At 40.7% G+C, this 22464-nt stretch carries 19 protein-coding genes; 1 reads left to right on the top strand and 18 read right to left on the bottom strand.

Translation table 11 applies throughout. From position 1 onward, the window contains the following. Window positions 1–101: 101 nt before the first annotated feature. From O3616_RS07070 to O3616_RS07010, 13 genes are all read right to left on the bottom strand, one after another. On the bottom strand, window positions 102–1412 hold the full coding sequence (locus tag O3616_RS07070) for an LCP family protein (protein ID WP_371638477.1): 1311 nt from the start codon (window positions 1410–1412) through the stop codon (window positions 102–104). After that, a complete protein-coding gene (gene pheA, locus O3616_RS07065) occupies window positions 1409–2257 on the bottom strand; it encodes a prephenate dehydratase (RefSeq protein ID WP_061590265.1) in 849 nt (282 codons plus the stop codon). The genes O3616_RS07070 and pheA overlap by 4 nt, the downstream gene beginning before the upstream one ends. Further along, window positions 2254–2730, bottom strand: a complete 477-nt coding sequence (locus O3616_RS07060) for a shikimate kinase (RefSeq protein WP_061590266.1) — start codon at window positions 2728–2730, stop codon at window positions 2254–2256. The genes pheA and O3616_RS07060 overlap by 4 nt, the downstream gene beginning before the upstream one ends. Beyond that, entirely contained in the window at window positions 2723–4006 is a 1284-nt protein-coding gene (gene aroA, locus O3616_RS07055) for a 3-phosphoshikimate 1-carboxyvinyltransferase (protein WP_371638476.1), read from the bottom strand. The genes O3616_RS07060 and aroA overlap by 8 nt, the downstream gene beginning before the upstream one ends. A gap of 91 nt (window positions 4007–4097) precedes the next feature. After that, on the bottom strand, window positions 4098–4436 hold the full coding sequence (locus O3616_RS07050) for a YlbF/YmcA family competence regulator (RefSeq protein ID WP_004257267.1): 339 nt from the start codon (window positions 4434–4436) through the stop codon (window positions 4098–4100). Window positions 4437–4446: 10 nt separating this feature from the next. Then, on the bottom strand, window positions 4447–5550 hold the full coding sequence (locus O3616_RS07045; RefSeq protein ID WP_371638475.1) for a prephenate dehydrogenase: 1104 nt from the start codon (window positions 5548–5550) through the stop codon (window positions 4447–4449). Window positions 5551–5559: 9 nt separating this feature from the next. Next, a complete protein-coding gene (gene aroC / locus O3616_RS07040; RefSeq protein ID WP_371638474.1) occupies window positions 5560–6726 on the bottom strand; it encodes a chorismate synthase in 1167 nt (388 codons plus the stop codon). 9 nt (window positions 6727–6735) lie between these two features. Continuing rightward, on the bottom strand, window positions 6736–7803 hold the full coding sequence (aroB, locus tag O3616_RS07035; RefSeq protein WP_371638473.1) for a 3-dehydroquinate synthase: 1068 nt from the start codon (window positions 7801–7803) through the stop codon (window positions 6736–6738). Between the two features lie 18 nt (window positions 7804–7821). Further along, a complete protein-coding gene (locus O3616_RS07030; RefSeq protein WP_371638472.1) occupies window positions 7822–8676 on the bottom strand; it encodes a shikimate dehydrogenase in 855 nt (284 codons plus the stop codon). Next, complete coding sequence (aroD, locus tag O3616_RS07025) at window positions 8666–9343, bottom strand: type I 3-dehydroquinate dehydratase (protein WP_000767764.1); 678 nt, start codon at window positions 9341–9343, stop codon at window positions 8666–8668. The genes O3616_RS07030 and aroD overlap by 11 nt, the downstream gene beginning before the upstream one ends. Then, the gene (locus O3616_RS07020; RefSeq protein WP_371638471.1) at window positions 9340–10503 is read right to left on the bottom strand and encodes a class I SAM-dependent rRNA methyltransferase; all 1164 of its coding nucleotides are present in this window, start codon (window positions 10501–10503) and stop codon (window positions 9340–9342) included. The genes aroD and O3616_RS07020 overlap by 4 nt, the downstream gene beginning before the upstream one ends. A gap of 200 nt (window positions 10504–10703) precedes the next feature. Beyond that, on the bottom strand, window positions 10704–12338 hold the full coding sequence (locus tag O3616_RS07015) for a hypothetical protein (RefSeq protein ID WP_371638470.1): 1635 nt from the start codon (window positions 12336–12338) through the stop codon (window positions 10704–10706). After that, a complete protein-coding gene (locus tag O3616_RS07010) occupies window positions 12319–13068 on the bottom strand; it encodes an ABC transporter ATP-binding protein (RefSeq protein ID WP_371638469.1) in 750 nt (249 codons plus the stop codon). Before O3616_RS07010 ends, O3616_RS07015 begins: the two co-directional genes overlap by 20 nt. Before the next feature lie 177 nt (window positions 13069–13245). Between O3616_RS07010 and O3616_RS07005 the strand changes: the two genes are divergently transcribed. Next, the gene (locus O3616_RS07005) at window positions 13246–14700 is read left to right on the top strand and encodes an alpha-amylase (RefSeq protein ID WP_371638467.1); all 1455 of its coding nucleotides are present in this window, start codon (window positions 13246–13248) and stop codon (window positions 14698–14700) included. A gap of 195 nt (window positions 14701–14895) precedes the next feature. Here O3616_RS07005 and alaS read toward each other — a convergent pair whose 3' ends face one another. From alaS to O3616_RS06980, 5 genes are all read right to left on the bottom strand, one after another. Further along, window positions 14896–17514, bottom strand: coding sequence for an alanine--tRNA ligase (gene alaS / locus O3616_RS07000; protein ID WP_371638466.1), 2619 nt, complete (start codon window positions 17512–17514; stop codon window positions 14896–14898). A 20-nt stretch (window positions 17515–17534) separates the two neighbouring features. Then, window positions 17535–18020, bottom strand: a complete 486-nt coding sequence (locus O3616_RS06995; RefSeq protein WP_371638465.1) for an LURP-one-related/scramblase family protein — start codon at window positions 18018–18020, stop codon at window positions 17535–17537. Between the two features lie 274 nt (window positions 18021–18294). Continuing rightward, window positions 18295–18546 carry a hypothetical protein gene (locus O3616_RS06990; protein WP_045606048.1) on the bottom strand — a complete coding sequence of 84 codons (252 nt, stop codon included), beginning with the start codon at window positions 18544–18546 and terminating at the stop codon, window positions 18295–18297. A 394-nt stretch (window positions 18547–18940) separates the two neighbouring features. After that, window positions 18941–19507, bottom strand: coding sequence for a hypothetical protein (locus tag O3616_RS06985; protein ID WP_049552455.1), 567 nt, complete (start codon window positions 19505–19507; stop codon window positions 18941–18943). A 48-nt stretch (window positions 19508–19555) separates the two neighbouring features. Further along, a complete protein-coding gene (locus O3616_RS06980) occupies window positions 19556–22462 on the bottom strand; it encodes a type I restriction endonuclease subunit R (RefSeq protein WP_371638464.1) in 2907 nt (968 codons plus the stop codon). Between the last annotated feature and the right edge of the window lie 2 nt (window positions 22463–22464).

Raw genomic sequence — 22464 nt, 5'->3', positions numbered from 1 at the left:
CAGTACAATCCGTTGCTTTTTTTTGGAGATAAGGGACTATTGTCCAAGGATCGTTATTTTATATTTAAAGTATAGTTCTTTATTTGGAATTTTGTCTTATCTTATCTCATTCCCATTTGAGAAAGTTTAGTTTGATATTTATTTTGGTCTACTAAGAGTGCCTGTCCTCCATAAACATCATAATCATCTACCCAATCACCTAGTTCTGGAACCGTTAATCTCTCAATGCCATTTTGCGCTCCATCTAGGAAGGATAAACCATTTGTCAATAAGAAACTATAGGGAACATTCGTAGAGGTCATCCCAAAGACCTTACCAAGTGCTTCTGATCCAGTAAAAAGTTTAGTTGGATCCTTGAGTTGCTGCAGAACAGCTGTCAGCACTTGCTGTTGTCTCTTGGTACGACCGTAATCACCTTCATCATCATCACGGAAGCGAGCATAATTGAGCAAGGTTGAACCATTCATCTGTTGTTTTCCGACTTTGATGGTTTGGGTTGGAGACTCTGTTTCTGTAGCATGCAAGTCATCTCCCACCGTAGCTTCGGTTAAAGGTTGACCTTCTAAGGTTGAGAATTTGGCATCAATCGTCACCCCGTCAGGGAAGAGAGTGTCAATAGCGGTTGCAAAGGCCTGAAAATCAACCAAGGCATAGTACTTAATGTCCAAGTCAAAATTATCTTTCAATACTTGGCGAACCATTTCTGCTCCTTTTTGGCCTTCCTGTTCCCCTAGTTCATAGGCTACATTTAACTTGTTATCTGTTTGTTTCTTTCCATTGATAATCTTACTATATCCATCAATATAAACTAGGTTATCACGCATGAAGCTGACCAGCTTAATTTTCTTATCTGAGCCACCAACATTTAGTACCATAATCGAGTCCGTTCTCGTTTCAGCACTGTTTTGGCCAATCCGTCCATCCGTTCCCATAATCAAAATATTGACCCCATCCTTGGTATCTTGACCATGAAAAACTTCTACTTGAGCTGCCTTAGCATTGGCAGGTTTGTTTGGATCCGCATTTGAATAGCCTTTTAGGAACATAAAAATCATGCCAAAACCGACACAGGCCAGAAGAGCAAGCAATCCTGCAAAAATGCGCCCCCAACGAATCTTACGTTTTTTGGACTTAACCTTTGGAAGAGAATGGCTTTTCTGGTATTTTTTTGCACGGCTACGGTTTCCATAGGATGGAAGAGGAGACTGATTGCTTGGTTCCATGAAAGACTCTTCCATATCGTAATTTTCATTATGAATTTCTGGAGAAGCTTTACTACTGCTAGCCATATTTAACTTACCTTGCAGGTAAGCAAACTCTTTTTTCTCTCGCTCATTGAGGTAATGAATGTTCTTAAAAAGATAGTCATAACGTAACTGCTCGTGATGGCTTAAAGGATTTTCTTTACTCATCTTCTCTCCTTTCCATGGTCTGATATTGGATAAATGGGATAGGCACCCAGAACCTTATACTGGATTCCGATGGCTTCTAATTCTTTTTGGGCAAAGTGGACCAAGTCCTTATCAGCATAGTCCACATCAATAATGAAAAAGTATTCGCCCAGTGCTGTCTTGAGTGGCCGACTTTCAATTTTTGTCAGGTCAATTCCTCTCCAAGCAAAGGTCGACAGAGCCTTATAAAGGGCACCTGGAAGGTTGTCCGGTAAGGTCAAGGCCAAAGTCATTTTCTCAGTTTGTGCTTTCAAGGGAATAGAAGGCTTTTCAGCTCCCAAAACCCAGAAACGTGTGAAATTGGCTTCCATTTCTTGAATATCCTCGGCAATCAGTTCCAAGCCATATTCTTCAGCAGAACTTCTTGGTGCAATCGCTGCATAAGGATGGTCTGGATGTTCAGAAATAAAACGGGCTGCATAAGCTGTACTAGCTGTTACCTCGATTTGGGCCTCTGGATATTGTTCATCGATGAATTTCTTTCCTTGAGCCAAAGCCTGTGGATGTGAAAAAATCTTTTCAATCTTAGTATGGCCTGGAACCACCATCAACTGCTGATGAATAGGCTGAACGATTTCTGCAACTGCTTGAATGCGAGCCTGATGAAAAAGGTAGTCCAAGGTTTCATGAACACTACCTTCGATAGAATTTTCAACTGGCACCACAGAATAGTCCACCAAGCCTTGCTCATAGGCCTTGATAACATCTGTAATATTGGCAAAGGCTTGCAATTCCTCCTGAGGAAAAGCTGTCTGCACAACGTGGTGTGAAAATGATCCCTTGGGACCTAGATAAGCAATTTTCATCTCAGTTCCTCTATAATTTCCTCTGGGCTTAGCTTGGTCACATCCAAAACCCGACTGGCAACTTCCTCATACCAAGTCTGTCTTTCTTGGAAAATAGCTGCTAATTCTTCCTTGCTATTATTTAGAAAAAGCGGGCGCTGATTGTCTTTATCAGCTGATATGCGTTGGTAGAGGGTGTCAAAATCAGCTTTCAGGTAGATATTATCAGAATTTGTCTTTAGTAAGTCACGATTTCGCTGAGAAATAACCACTCCTCCGCCAGTTGACACAACTTTGTCTCTTTGTAGTAACTCAGCTAGGACTTCTGACTCTACCTGACGAAAGGCCACTTCGCCCTTTTCCGCGAAAAATTCCGCAATGGACATACCTAAGTGTTTCTCAATCAAGGCATCTATATCAAGGTAATTAGGGTCCAATCCTCTAGCAATAGTCGATTTGCCAGCCCCCATAAATCCGAGTAATACCTTAGCCATGAATCAAGCTCTCCAAATCATCAAAAAAGCTTGGATAGCTGGTATTGATGGCTTCAGCACGGTCAAGATCCACCTCTCCATCTGCCACCAAAAGGGCTGCGATGGCTGTCATCATACCGATACGGTGGTCTCCAAACGTATTGACTCTAGCACCGTGAAGGGCTGATTTTCCTTTGATAATCATTCCATCTGCTGTAGGTGTGATATCTGCTCCCATACTATTTAAGGCATCTGCCACTACCTGAATGCGGTCTGTTTCCTTGACCTTAAGTTCCTCAGCATCCTTGATAACTGTGACACCTTGGGCTTGAGTCGCAAGTAGAGCGATAACTGGCAATTCATCAATCAAGCGTGGAATCAAAGCGCCACCAATTTCTATTCCTTTCAAGTCAGAAGACTCAACAATCAAGGTAGCAGATTTAGCGACTGGGTCAATTTCAGTTATTTCTAGTTTTCCACCCATGGCACGAATGACATCGATAATACCTGTACGCGTTTCGTTGATGCCCACATTCTGCAGCACTAGACGAGAATTTGGAACAATCAAACCTGCGACTAACCAAAAGGCTGCACTGGAAATATCTCCTGGTACGACCACCTTTTGTCCAGTCAATTTTTGTGGTCCTTGAACTGTGATTTTCTTGCCGTCCACACTTAAATGGCCACCAAATTGTTGCAACATATCTTCAGTATGATTACGGGTGCATTCTTTTTCGATAATAACTGACTGCCCCTTAGCCTGCAAGGCCGCAAACATCAAGGCTGACTTGACTTGGGCAGAGGCAATCGGCAACTCATACTGAATAGGTTTGAGGTTTTTCGTCCCTTTTAAGCTAAGAGGAGGCAGGTCTCGCTCAGTTTTCCCTGAAATGCTGACGCCCATTTTTTTCAGTGGAATCGTCACACGATCCATAGGACGTTTGGAAAGACTATCATCTCCAAACATTTCTACTTCAAAGTCTGCACCAGCAAGAACGCCTGAAATCAGGCGAATCGAGGTGCCAGAATTTCCCATATCCAAAGAATTTTGCGGAGCTTTTAAGCCGTCCATACCTACACCTTGAATGGTAATAACCCCATCTTTATCCTCAATATCAACACCAAGGTCACGAAAAACCTGCATGGTCGAAAGAACATCTTCACCTCGCAGAATATCATAAACCTTAGTCTCACCCTCAGCCAAACTTCCAAAGATAATGGAACGGTGGCTGATAGACTTGTCACCTGGAACGCGAATACTGCCATGCAAGTGGCGAATGTTTGTTTTTAGTTTCATACTGAACCTCATACTTGCAATACTTTTACTTATTTTATCATAAAAAGCCAGAAATTCCTTAAAAATTTCTGACTTTATGATAGTTATTTTCTTATTTTAGCAATTCTGAAACTGGTTCGAAAACAATTTTTTCAATGTCAGAAAGGTAAATTGCCAATTGTTGTTGCTTGGTAAAGAATTCTGACAAGAGGCTATTCCCCTGAATCTGCTTGCCAAAGTTTTCCATCTTCGCTTGGAAGGATGCGTCTGGCATTTGACCTGTCTGTGCTAGTTTTTGAATTTCCTCTTGGAAGGCAACATATTCTGTAAAAATTTTGCTTGCCTCAGCATCTGCTGAAATAGCATCTTTAGCTGCTTTGACAGCCTTGTATTCTGGTAATTCGCGTAGACCGCGACTGAGTTCATTTGCACTATCGTAAATATTTGACATAATTTTCTCCTTATTTGACAACGACTGTGTAGTCGGTATTTTCTGTTATGAGATGCTCAGCTCGTTCCAAGTCTTGAGCGTTTTTAAATGAAATTTGTAGGATCCCGTGAATATCTTCACGGTTTTCCTCATTAATATGAATATTGACCAAGGAAGTTCCTCGTAGCAATTCCAAAATCCGCAGGATGACGTTTTCTTCATCGGGAACGTCGACATAGAGGTCATAACAGCTATCCACACCACCACGCTTATGAATTTCCATGGCCTGACGTTGCTCACGCGCTTGGTTGAAAAAGTTCCAGATTTGCTCCTCATCTCCCTTACTGATGGCCTGACCAATCGCTTCCAAACGTTCCTTGAAATCCTCAATGCGGTCTAGAATAGTCTCACGATTGGACAAGAGAATGGACGTCCACATACCTGGCTCGCTTTCTGCAATTCGGGTCATATCTCGAAAACCACCGGCCGCAAAGCGTCTTGCCATCTCATGATCTTGAGCATAGACCGCGGTCTGTTCCATGAGACTAGAAGCCAGAATATGAGGAAAATGGCTAATCTGAGAAGTGACTAGATCATGCTCCTTGGCATCAATCTCGATAAAACGAGCATGAAGACCTGAAAGCAGATCCTTCATTTCCTCAAGCGTGTCCTGACTTGTCAGGCTTGAAGGTGTAAAGATATAATAGGCATTTTCAAAAAGATTGACATCCGCAGAAGCAGCCCCTGTCTTGTGACTACCAGCCATGGGATGGGCCCCGACAAAGCGAACAGATTTGCCAGCCAAATACTGCTCCGCTGCATCCACAATAGCTGACTTGGTCGAACCAGCATCTGAAATAATGACGCCTTCTTTCAAGTCCAAGTTGGCCAATTCCTTAATAAAGGAAATGGTTTGTTTGATTGGCAAGCTAAGAATAATAATATCCGCAAGAGGAGCAAAACTAGCAAAATCATCTGTTGCACGGTCAATCATGCCTTCTTTCAAGGCGATATCTCTCGAAGCTTGACTGCGATTATAACCTAAAATTTCATAATCTGGATGATCGCGTTTGATACCTAGGGCCATAGAGGCACCAATCAGACCAAGGCCCGCGATATAGACTGTTTTTGCCATAGGAACTCCTTAATAGTTCTTTGTATAGTCTCGGTGTTTGGCTACCGCTTCTTTTAGTTCCTCGAGATTGTCTGATGAGAATTTTTCAAGGATTTCTTGTGCCAGAACCGTTGCCACAACTGCTTCCATAACTACACCTGCTGCTGGAAGAGCAGTCGGATCACTTCTCTCCACAGTTGCCTTGTAGGGTTCATGGGTTTCGATATCCACACTCATAAGAGGCTTATAAAGAGTAGGAATGGGTTTCATGACGCCACGAACAACGATAGGTTGCCCATTGGTCATACCACCTTCAAAGCCGCCCAGATTGTTAGTACGGCGGGTATAGCCATCTTCTTTAGACCAGAGAATTTCATCCATGACTTGGCTGCCTTTACGATAACCAGCTTCAAAGCCAAGACCAAATTCCACCCCTTTAAAGGCATTGATAGAGACAACAGCTTGGGCCAATCTTGCATCCAATTTTCTGTCCCATTGGACATAGGAACCAAGACCAACTGGAACACCTCCAACGACTGTCTCCACAACCCCACCGATAGTATCACCGTCACGTTTGATTTGGTCAATATAATCCTTGATTTCCTGTTCTCTTTCTTGGTTGACAATAGAAACTTCAGACTGGGCAGCTCGTTCCTTAATCTCAGCGACTGTGAGATTCTCAGGAACATCGATTTCCTTGCCACCAAAGACTACGACATGGTTGGCAATCTCCATATCCAGCTCAGCCAAGAGGCGCTTGGCTACTGCCCCAACTGCCACCCGCATGGTGGTTTCACGGGCAGATGAACGTTCTAAAGAATTTCGCAAATCGTCAAAACGGTACTTGATGCCCCCTACCAAGTCGGCATGACCTGGACGAGGATGGGTGATTTTTCGTTTGCTTTTAAGGCGTTCTTCAATGTCCTCTGCAGACATGATATCCAGCCATTTTTGGTGGTCCTTATTGATGACATCCATGGTAATGGGAGCCCCAGTAGTCTTCCCATGGCGAACACCTGAAGTAAAGATAACTTGGTCACTCTCAATCTTCATACGACCACCGCGACCGTAGCCACCCTGACGACGTTTCAAATCCTCATTGATGTCCTCTGCTGTCAAAGGAAGTCCTGCTGGAATTCCATCAATGATAGCCGTCAGACGGGGACCGTGTGATTCTCCTGCAGTTAAATATCTCATACACTCTCCTTATTTTACCAAGTAGTCTTTCATCTCTTCCAGAGAAACTGGGTGGATGGTTGCAGAACCAAGCTCTGGTACCAAGACCAATTTCAAGGTATTGCCACGCGCCTTCTTATCATGAGTCAAAGCCTGATAAAGCTTATCAACATCCCAGTTTTCATAATCAACAGGCAAGCCAAATTTCTGACACATAGCTGTAATGGACTGAGTTATGCCAACTGGCATGAGACCTTTTTCCTCAGCAACCTTGGAAATCTGTACCATGCCCATGGCCACAGCTTCTCCATGCATGACCTTGCCATAACCGGCCGTTGCTTCAATGGCATGACCAATAGTATGGCCAAAGTTGAGGTAAAGGCGTACACCATTGTCCAGCTCATCCTCAACCACCATCTTGCTCTTAACCTGACAAGAATGTTCAATCAAGGTCTCCGCATGCTCCAAAATGCTCTCTACAGAACCATCCAGCTCCGTCAAGAGAGCCCAAAGTTCTGGATCCTCAATCAAGCCATACTTGATAACTTCACCCATTCCTTCAATCAACTCTCTTTTTCCAAGTGTTTCAAGGACAAGAGGATCAATCAGAACCCCATCTGGTTGGGCAAAGGTACCCACCATATTCTTAGCAAATGGAGTGTTAACGCCTGTCTTTCCACCGATAGAAGAATCCACCTGGGCTGTCAAGCTAGTCGGTATCTGAACAAAATGAATACCCCGCATATAGGTAGAGGCTACAAAACCAGCCAGGTCCCCAACGACACCGCCACCAAGAGCCACTATTCCATCGCTACGAGTCAACCCCTGCTTAACTAGAAATTCATAGACTTTCTGAACAGTGGTTAAATTCTTTCTTTCTTCGCCTTCTAAAAAATCAAAAACAGCTACCTGAAAACCAGCATCTTCTAGGCTGAGCTTGACCTTCTCTGCATAAAGAGAAGCTACATGGTTGTCTGTCACAATCACTACCTTTTGTGGTTGCCAGAGTTCTCGCAACCATTGACCAGCCTGAGCCAGACAGCCTTTTTCAATCTGAATATCATAAGGATGATGAGGAATATCGATTCTGATTTTCATAGGAGAATCTCCCTTTCTTTATTGGTATTTTTCTGTTAAGGACTGCCAAATTTCTTCTGTTGGCATTTCCTTTCCTGTCCACAGTTGAAAAGCTTCTGCAGCTTGATAGAGCAACATTCCCAGACCATTGACAACTGGATTCCCCTGGCTTCTAGCCCATTTCAAAAATGGTGTTTCAAAGGGTTGGTAAATGATATCTGCTACTAAAAGAGTTTCTGATAGGACAATGTTTTCAGGAACTGGAGATGATTGACTATCCATCCCTACACTGGTCGCATTGACAAGTAAATCCGACTCAGCAATCCTTGCTTGCAGTTCAGAAACATCTTCTAAAGCATACAAGTCCACTTTAAAGCCTGTCTGCTCCTGTAACTTGTTCAGGTAAGGTCTTGTTTTTTCCATAGAAATGGAACGAACAAAGACCGAAATCTGACTGACGCCGTCCAAAATAGCTTGTGCCAAGATTGATTTAGCCGCACCACCTGCTCCCAGCAGGGTCATCTTTTTACCTGAAATTGTAAAAGAAGGCAAGCTCTTAAAAAATCCCTTGCCATCTGTATTATATCCAATTAAATTGCCATTCTCATTGACAACCGTATTGACCGCACCAATCAAGCGCGCTTCGTCACTCAGCTCATCCAAATAAGGAATCACCTGCTCCTTATAGGGCATGGACAGGTTTATGCCAAACATCTGGTAGCGACGAATATTGGCCACTGTTTCTGCCAAATCACCCGCTTCAATCTCCCAAGCCACGTAAGCACCATTGGTAGCTGTCGCCTCAAAGGCACTATTGTGAATAAAGGGGGAAATAGAATGCTTAATAGGATTGGCAACAACGGCAGCTAAACGTGTATAGCCATCAAGCTTCATCCAAAATCTCCCGAATTTTTTTCATGTTAGCTAAGGAAATCTGACCTGGGGCACTTGCCTCATCTAGACTAGCAAAAGACCAGCTAGAACCTGTCACATCCGCAGTGATACGAGAGACCTTGCCCACCTTGCCCATAGAAATGGTCACATATTCCTGCTCAGGATTGAGGATTTTAAAGCCTCGTGTATAGTTCATCAAGTCTAGCACATCCTGCTCCGTGTGAGCCATCACCGCAACCTTAACAAGTTTTGGATTTAGGCTCGTCAACTCTGACAAGATTTCCATCATGTTTTCAGGTGTTTCTTGGAAATTATGGTAACTCAAAACGAGATTTGGGAAGTCCAGCATTTCCTCAAAAACATCCTTGTAGCTGTAATACTCAAAATCAATATAGTCTGGTTGATAGAGTTGCGCCACTTCCTTGATTAGATGGATATATTCTTCTGGAGAAAGGTCGATTTCTCCCCCTTCAGAGCGAGTTCGCAATGTGAAAACCAACTCACGGCCTGCGAATTTTTCAAAAATCGCTGGAGCTACCTGCAAAATCGCTTCTTTAGGTAGATAGTCGGCACGCCATTCAATGATGTCGGCATCCAGGTACCTCGTGGCATCCAGAGCCTGGGCCTCCTCTAAACTTCTTGGCATTACTGAAACGATTAATTTCATTTACTAACCTTCATACTAATCACCTTGAGGTAATTACTACTTTCATCTTTTTTATTATAGGCGAAATCTGCTGGAAGACTGTATTTGTTTAAAATATGGTAACTTCTTCCTGCAAAGCCTTTATCAATTTGTTCTGTAAATTTCTGGCGGGAAACATTGGCAGCATTGGTACTAGCAATGATAATCCCTCCCGGATTTAAAATCTCAAGACTCTGGGAAATCAACTTGTGATAATCCTTGGCCACAGAGAACGTTTGTTTTTTGTTCCGAGCAAAGCTAGGCGGATCTAGGACAATCACATCATAGGTCAAGTCTTTTCGTTTGGCATACTTGAAATACTCAAAAACATCCATGACTATAAAACGATGGTCGTCTATATTGATTCCATTTGCCTGAAAATGCGCTTGAGACAATTCTCGTGAACGTTTAGCTAGGTCAACCGAAGTAGTCTGGCTTGCTCCTCCCATGGCCGCAGCTACTGAAAAGGCTGCTGTGTAGGAAAACATATTGAGCAAGGATTTACCCATAGCCAATCCATCAACTAGACTACCACGAACCTCGTGCTGGTCTAGGAAAATCCCTGTCATCAAGCCATCGTTCATAAAGACTTGATATAGAACACCATTTTCCAGAACAGTGAAAAAGTCAGGTGCTTCTTGACCATAAACATGGGCAGATTCATAGTCCAAACCCTTAAAGCGTATCTTCTCATAGGCCCCTAACACCTCAGGAAAAACCTGTCTAAAAGCTTCTGAGATAACCTTGCGAATCTGATAAACATAAGAGTTATACCAAGAAAAGACAGCATAGTCGCCATAAAGGTCCACTGTCAGACCACCAAAGCCATCTCCCTCTTGGTTGAAGAGACGAAAGGCAGTTGTCAAATCATCTTGAAAGTAGGCACTTCTCTTTTCTTTAGCTTGTCTAAACAGTGCTTCAAAGAAAGCTTGATTGAAGGTCACCTTGTCTGTGCTAACAAACCAGCCCAAGCCCTTGTTTTGCTGAGAAAGGTAGGCAGTACCAAGAAAGTTTCCATCTTGACTATGAACTTCTACTTCCTGATCCTTGAGATGAACATCTGCAAGATCACTGGCTTCTAGTAAAACTAGTCCCTTTGAAAGCTTTTTTTCAACCCTTTTGCTGACTCTTATTTTATTCATAGTCCCTATTATAGCAAATTTTGTGACAATTCTCAAAAAAGAAACTACCCTTGCTTTTTTACTCTAGTTTTAAAAAATGGTATACTAATACTAATAAAAACTTAGGAAGTAATTGTGTGAGAGTTACAATAAAAAATGCTCTTCCAAGAACGGAGGAGCATTTCTTTTTATAAAATTTATCAAGCAAGCGACCAACTAGCTCATCTTTTTTCTATTTCTGCCAATATGCGTGACAGGTAGTAATGATAGCCAAAAATAGCAAGAGCAAGCAAGAGGATAAGAACTCCTACTCCCAAGCTGATGGCAAGGATAGGGGCGAGAGACTGAACCAAGAATATGCTCCCTATTACAAGGGCCATTAAGATTGCACTATAAATTAAGAGTAAAATTATTGCTACTATACGATTTGAACGGTTCACCAGGTCCGTAATGTTACTCCAATTGGTTGACAAATTTTTAACGTCCTTAAAGTAATGGTGGCAAGAAAGGATGACACTGGCAAGGGTCCAGACTACAAGAAGGTAAATCATCGAAAGGATGGGCAAGCCTAAATATAGAGAAAGACCAAGTAAAGTCAGAACTGGTAAAAAGGACTGGACAGCAAATATAATCCAAAATTTCACTTTCACATAACGAGCAAAATCAAAGGGTAAACTCTTCAGAAAATCAACATTTTCCCTCTCCAAGGACAAGGCAATTGAAGGCAGACTGGTGATATTGTTATTAACAACTGCTATAAAGAGAGCTATAAAAAACAAGGGTAACCAGTATGGAGGATGAATGTCTGGAACTATCTGAGAATCTCGGATTTTGGAAATCATACCAAGCATCATGAGATAAGGAAGGAAAGCACTTGTAAAAAGCACTGTAACCACGCCAGTTCCCTGTCCCAAGAGGGAGAGGTTGTAGCGCAAAACCATGCGGAAAAAGCCCTTTTTAGTAGTTGAAATCCTCTCCTTGCTGAGACGTTCTTTCTTGACCTTCTCCTCACTGTTAAGCAGAATCACGTCATAAAAACGAGGAAAAACCTTCTTTTTGCTCAAGTAAAGCAAGAAGAGAGTTAGTCCTATCCAAGCTAACAGACCCAGTATGGCTTCTGTCGAAAAAGGCTCCACTGCTATTTTGTAAAAGAGATGAAGAGGATAAAGGAGAAATGGAATGTCTCTAACTTTGTCAACAATACGTCCAGAAGTCGACTGTAGAAAGAAGACAAATATTAAAGGTATGAGAACTCCTATCCCAATCATCACATTGGCAAAAATAGACTGATACTTTCTGAAGACCGTAGTCTGAGCCAAGAAATGTACTGCCACTACCATCACTAAAGTGACAGAGACAAATAATAAGGCCAAGGACAGCAGCATCAAAGGAAAACCCAGCCAAAGAGAAGGAGCTAGCCTAATGTAGAGAGCTAGAAAATAAGCTAGGATTGGTACAATTCCAGCTAGAGCTGGCAAGAGGACAGACAGTCCTTTAGCAATTATAATCTCTGATTCTTTAAAAGCATAGGGCCTATAAGATGCCAAGTCCTTACTCTCATAAAAGACATTGTAAAATGCAGTGAAAGAAGTTGAAAAGGCAAGCACTAGAAAAATAGCAACCATGAAACTAAAATGAACAGGACTTTCCTCAAAAGGAAAACGAAAGGCTATATTACTAAAAAAGATAAGTAATAAAAGACTGGAAAAAATGTAAGAACTTAGGACTCTAGCGGAAACATTTACTTTTTTTCCAGGATTCTTAGCTTGCTTCTTTCGTAGGTTAGCCAGATTAGCTTCTTGAGATGAATAGAGGATATTGATATCAACTAATTTTTTAATGACCTTGAGACGCATCTGAAACCTCCTCTTTTCTACCAGCAAGGCTAAGATAGATACTTTCTAAAGACTGGTCTGGATGGTCTTTTCTCAAGTCCTCTACGCTACCACAATAAATCAAATGTCCCTTTTTCAAAATGGCAATCCGATCACAGACTTGCTCGGCTACCTCTAGGACATGAGTTGAAAACAAGACCGTCTTGCCTTTTTGCGCATGCTCCTTCATCATTTGCTTCAAATCAAAGGCAGCCTGGGGATCCAAACCAGTCAAGGGTTCGTCCAAGACCCAAATATCAGGATCAGACAAGAGTGCCCCGATGACAAAGACTTTCTGACGCATTCCGTGAGAAAGGGTTTCAATAACCTGATAGCGGTTTTCAGCAAAATCAAAAACGTTCAATAGCCTAGCTAGACTAGTCTCCAAGTCAGAGCTAGTCAGATCATAGGATGAAGCAATCAATTCCCAAAATTCATTGGCTGTTAAGCGTAAAAATAAGTCAGGCGAGTCTGCTACGTAGCCAATTTTTCGTTTAATAGCTAAACGATTTTCCGATAACTCCTGACTGTCTACCAAAATACGACCACTGCTGGGCGAAATGATACTGACTAAGGATTTTATGGTAGTCGATTTCCCAGCACCATTATGGCCAATCAAGCCCATAATCTCTCCATTTTCAATCTGCAAATTGAGATTGCTCAAGGCCTCTTTATCACCATACAACTTACTAACATTTTGAAATTCAATCATGAGAAATCTCCTCTCTTTATCTATGTAATTTACTATAATTATAGCGCTTTCATTTTAAAAATCAACATTTTATATAAAATAGTCAAAAACTTATTATTCAGTTTTACGCAAACGTTTGAGCTAACCGATACTTTATGATAGAATAAAGAACAAGATTGACAAGTAAGAGGAAACATCATGCAAAATCAAACACTCATGCAATACTTTGAATGGTATCTGCCCCACGACGGCCAGCACTGGAAGCGTCTAGCTGAAGATGCTCCACACCTAGCTGATCTCGGTATCAGCCACGTCTGGATGCCACCAGCTTTCAAGGCTACCAATGAAAAAGATGTCGGCTATGGGGTCTATGACTTATTTGACCTAGGAGAGTTTAACCAAAAAGGGACTGTCCGCACCAAGTATGGTTTTAAAGAAGACTATCTTCAAGCCATTCAAGCTCTAAAAGCACAGGGAATTCAACCTATGGCAGATGTGGTGCTCAATCACAAGGCTGCTGCAGATCACATGGAAGCCTTTCAGGTTATTGAAGTGGATCCTGTAGACCGTACAGTTGAACTTGGGGAACCCTTCACCATCAATGGCTGGACTAGCTTTACCTTCGATGGTCGCCAAGATACCTACAATGACTTCCACTGGCACTGGTACCACTTCACCGGTACAGACTATGATGCCAAACGCCGCAAGTCTGGCATTTATCTGATCCAAGGAGACAACAAGGGTTGGGCAAATGAGGAATTGGTCGATAACGAAAATGGTAACTACGACTACCTCATGTATGCCGACCTAGACTTTAAACATCCTGAAGTCATCCAAAATATCTATGACTGGGCTGACTGGTTCATGGAAACGACTGGTGTAGCTGGTTTCCGCTTGGATGCCGTTAAACACATTGACTCTTTCTTCATGCGTAATTTTATCCGTGATATGAAGGAAAAATACGGTGAGGATTTCTATGTTTTTGGTGAATTTTGGAATCCTGACAAGGAAGCCAATCTAGACTATCTTGAAAAAACGGAAGAACGCTTTGACCTTGTCGATGTTCGTCTCCACCAGAATCTCTTTGAAGCCAGTCAAGCTGGCGCAAACTATGACCTTCGTGGTATTTTCACAGATAGCTTGGTTGAACTCAAACCTGACAAGGCTGTGACTTTTGTCGACAACCACGATACCCAACGTGGTCAGGCTCTTGAGTCTACTGTTGAAGAATGGTTCAAACCAGCAGCCTATGCCCTCATTCTATTACGCCAAGACGGCCTTCCATGTGTCTTTTACGGAGACTACTATGGGATTTCAGGTCAGTATGCTCAACAAGATTTCAAAGAAGTCCTTGACCGCCTCCTAACCATCCGAAAAGATTTGGCTTATGGAGAACAAAATGACTACTTTGATGATCCAAACTGTATTGGTTGGGTACGCTCAGGTGCTGAAAATCAATCCCCAATCGCAGTCTTGATTTCAAATGATCAAGAAAACAGCAAGTCAATGTTTGTCGGCCAAGAATGGGCTAACCAAACCTTTGTAGATTTACTTGAAAACCACCTAGGTCAAATTACAATTGATGAGGAAGGTTATGGACAATTCCCAGTCTCAGCTGCTTCGGTAAGTGTCTGGGCAGCTAATACAATCTAATACTCTTCGAAAATCAAATTCAAACCGCGTCAACGTCGCCTTGCCGTACTCAAGTACAGCCTGCGGCTAGTTTCCTAGTTTGCTCTTTGATTTTCATTGAGTATAATAGCAAATAATAACCAAGCCAGGTCCAAACGGATTTGGCTTTTTTGTATTCACAAAAAGACCTACCCTACTGGATAGATCTTTACTTTCTTACAATTTACCTGCTACTGCATCCAACAATTCTTGGATCTTAGCTTGGTTGCTTCCTCCTGCCATGGCCATGTCTGGTTTACCACCACCACGTCCATCGACGATTGGTGCCAATTCTTTGACAAGGTTTCCTGCATGAAGGTCTTTTGTCTTGCTTGCTACAAGGACATTGACTTTGTCACCGATAGCGGCAACTAGGACAAGAAGATCAGAGTAGTCTTTTTGTTTCCAGTTATCTGCAAAGGTACGAAGGGCACCTGCATCTGATACAGACACTTGACTAGCAATGTAACGGTGACCATTGACTTCCTTCACATCCTTGAAGATATCGCCTGCAGCTGCAGCTGCGGCTTTTTCTTTCAACTCAGCATTTTCTTTTTGCAATTGACGAAGTTGTTCTTGAAGTCCTTCTACCTTGTGAGGGACTTCTTTAAGTTGAGGTGCTTTCAAGGTTGCTGCGACAGCTTTAAGAGCGTCTTCTTGTTCACGGTAGGCTTCAAAGGCTTCCTTACCAGTCACTGCCAAGATACGGCGAGTTCCTGAACCGATACCTTCTTCTTTGACAATCTTGAAGAGGCCAATTTCAGAAGTGTTGCCAACGTGGGTACCACCACAAAGCTCGATAGAGTAGTCACCGATAGTAACAACACGGACTTCCTTGCCGTATTTCTCACCAAAGAGAGCCATAGCTCCCATTTCTTTAGCAGTGTCAATATCCGTTTCAACTGTCTTCACTTCAAGAGCTTCCCAGATTTTCTCGTTGACTTGCTGCTCAATCGCACGCAATTCTTCAGCAGTTACAGCTTGGAAGTGGGTAAAGTCAAAGCGAAGGAATTCAACTTCATTAAGAGATCCTGCCTGAGTTGCATGGCTTCCAAGGATATTGTGAAGGGCAGCGTGAAGCAAGTGAGTCGCAGTGTGGTTTTTCATGACACGGTGACGACGATTTGTATCAATTGCCAAGGTATATTCTTGGTTCAAGGCAAGCGGTGCAAGAACTTCAACCGTGTGAAGTGCTTGTCCGTTTGGTGCTTTTTGAACATTGGTCACAGTAGCTACAACCTTGTCTGACCCATCCAAAATTTGTCCATGGTCAGCGACCTGTCCACCCATTTCAGCATAGAATGGAGTCTCTGCAAAGATAAGTGAGGCAGTTCCTTCTGACACAGCTTCTACTCCTGCATTGTCAGCCACGATAGCCACCAATTTAGAAGATAATTGGCTAGCATTGTAGTTGAAGACACTTTCTACAGTGATGTTTTGAAGGGTTTCATTTTGCATACCCATTGAACCACCTTTAACAGCTGACGCACGCGCGCGTTCTTGCTGTTCTTTCATGGCTGCTTCAAATCCTTCACGGTCAACAGTCATCCCAGCTTCTTCAGCGATTTCTTCAGTCAATTCAACTGGGAATCCATAAGTGTCGTAAAGTTTAAATACATCTGAACCAGCGATAACAGATTGACCTTTTTCTTTCAAGTCTGCTACGATGCCTTGGGCAAAGTGTTGACCTGAGTGAAGAGTACGAGCAAATGACTCTTCTTCGCTCTTAACGATTTTCTCGATAAAGTCACGTTTTTCAAGCACTTCTGGGTAGTAGCTTTCCATGATTTTTCCAACAGTTGGAACGAGTTTGTAAAGGAAAGGTTCGTTGATTCCCAATTTTTGACCGTGCATAGAAGCACGACGGAGAAGACGACGAAGAACATAACCACGACCTTCATTTCCTGGAAGGGCACCATCACCGATGGCAAATGAAAGAGAACGGATGTGGTCAGCGATGACCTTGAAGCTCATGTTGTCGCCATCTTGGTCATAAACCTTACCAGACAATTTCTCAACTTCACGGATAATCGGCATGAAGAGGTCAGTTTCAAAGTTTGTCTTAGCCCCTTGGATAACCGCCACCAAACGCTCCAAACCAGCGCCCGTATCAATGTTCTTGTGTGGCAATTCCTTGTATTCGCTACGAGGAACAGCAGGGTCTGCATTAAATTGTGACAAAACGATGTTCCAGATTTCAATGTAACGGTCGTTTTCAATATCTTCTGCAAGCAGCCGAAGACCGATATTTTCAGGGTCAAAGGCTTCTCCACGGTCAAAGAAGATTTCTGTATCAGGTCCAGAAGGTCCCGCACCGATTTCCCAGAAGTTGTCCTCAATTGGAATCAAATGACTTGGATCCACTCCCACTTCAATCCAGCGGTTGTAAGAATCTTTATCATCTGGATAGTAAGTCATGTACAGTTTTTCAGCTGGGAAGTCAAACCATTCAGGGCTTGTCAAAAGCTCATAAGCCCAAGTAATAGCTTCGTCACGGAAGTAATCACCGATAGAGAAGTTCCCCAACATTTCAAACATGGTATGGTGACGTGCAGTCTTCCCTACGTTTTCGATGTCGTTAGTACGGATCGCCTTTTGCGCATTGGTAATACGTGGATTTTCAGGGATGATTGTCCCGTCAAAGTATTTCTTAAGGGTTGCTACCCCAGAATTAATCCACAAAAGAGTTGGGTCGTTTACAGGAACCAAGCTCACTGATGGTTCTACAGAGTGACCTTTGGTCGCCCAGAAATCAAGCCACATTTGGCGGACTTGTGCACTAGATAGTTGTTTCATATTGTCTCCTTATTACTTGTTTAATTTGATTGGCTTTCCAGCATTTCCACATAGTCAATTGCGACACAGAGGGAAATGACTAGGTCTGCATAAGCGTCCTCAAGGACTGTTACGTTATAGGTAGAGGTCAGATGAAAGAGTTCTTTCCTGATTTCCGCAATCAACTGATTGCGATCATCCAGTAGTTTGAAATTCAAATCCCAGATATTGCCCTCGATACGAAGCCCCAGATTATCAAACTCATACTTATCTCGCCAGAAGGTCAACTTCTTACGAATGACAAAACTCGATCCGTCCTGAAGCTGAATCTCAAAACGAGGAAGTAGAGTCCAAATCTCCTTACTAATCTCACTGACTTGGTTACCAAATGCATCATAGATAGTAAAGGTTTTGGGAATTTTAAAAAATGATCCCTCTACCTGATAGGCGATTTCTCCCCTGTCATCCTTGATAGCGAAGCGTTCGCCTCCAAGACGAAACTTTTGTTTGACAAGAAATGTTTTCATCAACACCTCCAAAAACCAAAAGACAAGCTCATATCACGAAGGGCGAAAAACCGCGGTACCACCTTCATTCAATGAACTTGTCATTCTCTTATTCTTATGCAATTGTTAAATTGAGTAGCATGACTTCCTAGCTTAGATGGCTCGCAGCACCGCCATTTCTCTGGACTAAGATAATTGAAAATCAATTCTCAACTTTCTTATTATAACGTTTTTTTAAGCTTGCGTCAACTGGAAATAATCTCCATTGAATCAGACAAATTCCCTACATCTCAGATTACTTTTTCAGAATATATTTTTTCTTACTGCTATCACTCTTTTTATCCCAACTTTTATTCCAAAGTTTTGAATTGTTAAAGATAGCTACGAAAATATTTGCAAATATAAAGAACCCTATCACCAAATGTATGGAATCAGTTGTTAGGTATTGTCGATCCAAGCCATCCTTTAAATGGAATAGTATAATTGTTTCGTCAACAATCAAAAAGGTTGGCCAATAACTTTTTTTGAAAAAAGTAGATATCTTCATTTTTTGTTACCGCTTTCTGTAAGGTTAAACTTAGTATACTACTGGGAAAGAAAATAAGCAACTATCATAGAAAAAGATACCGTTACGAAAATTGCCTTCTATTTTAAAAACACCCCACGGTATGAACCATGAAGTGTTATAAATGCTGTATTGTATCTGGTTCTTAACGTTTTGAGAACTGGCTATCTTTACGATCTTTCTTAAGACCTAGTTTGATAGATAAGGGTTTTACTTCATTTCAAAATCCCTCTATAAAAGAAATTCGAGAAATTCTATACTTAAGAATTGTACTATATTTGATTGGAGAGGGAAAATATATATTCTATAATTCATTAGCCACTTTTAAATAATAATTACCGTTTCTCACTATATTATTTAATAAGGTAAATATAGTCTAATTTTTGAAATCCAATTTTTGACAATTTGAAATAATTTCTTCCCAATTATTTGCTGATTTAATGATTTTACATATTTCTGTGTATTTAAGTTTTGTTTTAAATTCACTAAGGGTAATATTTGAATTTTGTCTCATTGTGTCCCAATACTTATCAGCTCCAAGTAAGCCTTTCTTTATCCCTTTTTTATGAAATAATTCATCTTCAGCTTTAACTATATAATTATAAGCATCTTTTAAAACCGATTCTGGTATTTGTACAATCTCTGCAATCCACAACATCAACTGAGGACATCGAATTCTACCTAATTCGCAGTCTTTAAAGCACTCCTTGTCTTTCATCTTGCTAAATTTATATTCAAAATACGCTTCTGCGAGATGAAATTTTTGTGATGGATTAGGTACATTTCCATGTTTAAAATATCCTTCAGCATTTTGACCATATCCCATAAATGATAATTTATCCGCTAAAAATTCACATTCATTAACATCACTGAAATTAATGAGAGAATCTGGAATATTATTAAAATTTTTATTGATTATTGTTTGAAAATCTTTTTGTTTCATTTTTTCTCCATCCTTATCCTGTATCGTTTTCTATATTGTCAATACATCTTATCTTTTCTGTTTCTTCATTATCTCATCAAAAATAATACCACTCAGCCATTCACTGAAATCAGAATTATTTGTCCATTCCCCAAATAATTGCATATTATCCCACATGATTATTCGAAAGACATCACTTAATGCTGTTTCATACTCCCGTTTAATATTTTCTAAATCTGAATTTTTTAAAGCATTTCTAAACTTTTCATTTTTCATAACCATATCTGGTAATTCTTTAATTTGACGAGCGACATTGTCCTTATCTTTCCATTTAATATTACCATAGACATCATTAAAAGTCGTAATGATATTTTCAAGTGAATCTAGTTCTAATCGTCCTTTTCTTCCTGTACCGATACCTAATCCTTCAACAGTTCCATCTTCATCCTCTAAAATGATCGCCATCGTTGTTTTCTTTTCCAGACGGTAGCTTTCCAAGTCAATAGAATCCAAGATCCCCTGTGAAAAATCCTTACCTTTAGGTGTTGGCAGCCGATGAATTAACTGCTCAAAAAAAATAACTTTCTTTTCCCATTCCACTTGACCAATAGAAAGAATAGAAGCTATAAAATTGTAGGTTCTAATGAACGATTTAACTCCACTCTTGAACGCTACTTGCTCTTCCTCAGTTAATGCAACATATCGTTCAACAACACTATCAATGATATAATCAATCTTACTTCTTGAACTATTTTCTAAGAAAAGTTCCACTACTGTATCTACTTCATCCTCTTCATAAACATACATTCCATCAAGTATACCTAACAGATTATTAAGTTTGTTTGGATCTGTTTCTTCTTCCAATTTTGTTTCACGATAATAAGGTTGGAAGGCTTCTTGAATATGTTCTGGTTTGTTTGCAAAGTCGATCACACATGTGTCAATTTTATATTTAGCACTTCTATTCAGACGAGATAATGTTTGAACAGCCTTTACATCATTTAACACCTTGTCAACATACATAGTATGAAGAAGTGGCTCATCATATCCTGTTTGATATTTATCCGCAACAATCAAGAATTTATACTTATCTTCTTTGAATCGTTCTGGTGTTTCTTTATCTGAAAATCCATTCAGGCTTGTTTCTGTAACGACCTTACCTTTGTACTCTTTTTCTCCTGAAAAAGCAATTACTGCCTCAAAACCAGTGTTTGAACGTTTCAATATATCGCTAATAATATTATAGTACTCAATAGCACGAAGAATACTCTGCGTTATAATCATCGCTTTTGCTTTTCCATTTATTTTTGAAGCGATCGAAGTCAAAAAATGATTAACCATTACTTCCGCTTTTTCTCGAATTGGAAACTCTTGCCCCTCAACATAGTTTCTGATTTTATATTGAGATTTCTTTTTATCAAAATCAGGATTGCTTTCTATAGTTTTATAGACCTTATAATAGTTTTCATAATGCGTATAGTTCTTTAAAACATCTAAGATAAAACCTTCTTCAATCGCTTGTTTCATAGAGTAGAGGTCAAAGACACTGCCAAACATTTCAATTGTTTTAGCTTTTGGAGTTGCTGTAAAGGCAAAGAAGCTAGCATTCTCAGGCATTTTTCTTGCTTCAATGAGTTCATTCAAATGATCCTCCATATCTTTATCATCTGTCGAACGGCCTCCTGAGACTGCCATATTGAGAGAAGCAGCAGCTTTACCACTTTGAGAAGAATGAGCTTCATCAATGATAATCGCAAAGTTTCTTCCTTGTAAGTCTGTTCCAATCTTCTCTAGGAGATAAGGAAACTTTTGTACAGTAGTAATAATGATTTTTTTACCATCCGTCAATAAGTTTTTCAAATCTGTCGATGAATTAGCATGACCAACAATACTCTTCTCATCAATAAACTTACGAATATTCGCTTCAATTTGCTTATCCAAATTCAATCGGTCTGTCACAACAATCACAGAATCAAAAGCCTTCTTATCATTGTAGCTCACTTCTACAAGACGATAAGCAAGCCATGTGATGGAATTACTCTTTCCACTGCCAGCACTATGTTGAATCAAATAACGGTTCCCAACACCATGCTCTTTTACATCCTCTACCAAACGAGTTACTGCCCGATACTGATGATAACGTGGAAAAATCAATGCCTCAGTATGTTTAACTTTATCCACTGAAATATAAGCGAAATCACGAATCAGACTGGTCAATGTCTCTTTCTTCAAGAACTCTTTCCAAAGATAGTCTGTCATAGTCCCTGATAGATTGATAGGATTCCCAGAGCCTCCAGTTTCTGTTCCCTTATTAAAAGGCATGAAACGAGTATTTTTGCCATCTATCCTAGTCGTAAAGCTGATGAAATTCTCATCAACTGCAAAATGAGCCATACATCGTTTAAAGGTAAATAATGTTTCCTTAGCATCACGGTCATTCTTGTATTGTTCTTCAGCGTCTTTATATGTCCACCCTGAGCTAGAGGCACGACTCTTAAGCTCCATTGTCATAATCGGCAAACCATTGATCATAATCGCTAAATCCAACTCCAACCCTCGATTCCTGTCAGAATAAGTCAGTTGGTTAGTAACGGCAAAAATATTAGTCTTAAACTCTTCGTATGAGCTTGGTCTCTTAGGATCTAACGCATGGTAAAAGATAATCGTCCTAGATGAAGGGTAACACTTAATTCCATTTTTAAGGACAGATACAATTCCTTCCTTACGAATTTTATGATCGAGTTGCTTGAAAAACTTATCCTTACCTACTGCTGTATCAAGAGATAAAATCTCATACTCACTTGGTTGTGATTTCTGAATAAATTCTAACAGCCTCACTTCATCAAAAGCATACTGCCGATTATAAGACGCCTTCATCTCACTAGGATGAATATAAATATAGCTGTTCTCTTCCACTAGATAATCAATGATATTGGTTTCTAACTCTTCTTCCATTTTTGTATCCCGTATTCCCATAA

It is taken from the genome of Streptococcus sp. 27098_8_86 (genome assembly GCF_041432595.1).
Taxonomy (GTDB): Bacteria; Bacillota; Bacilli; order Lactobacillales; family Streptococcaceae; genus Streptococcus; species Streptococcus pneumoniae_F.
The sequence above is the reverse complement of the archived record's forward strand: the minus strand, read 5'-3'. Positions and strand labels throughout refer to the sequence as shown.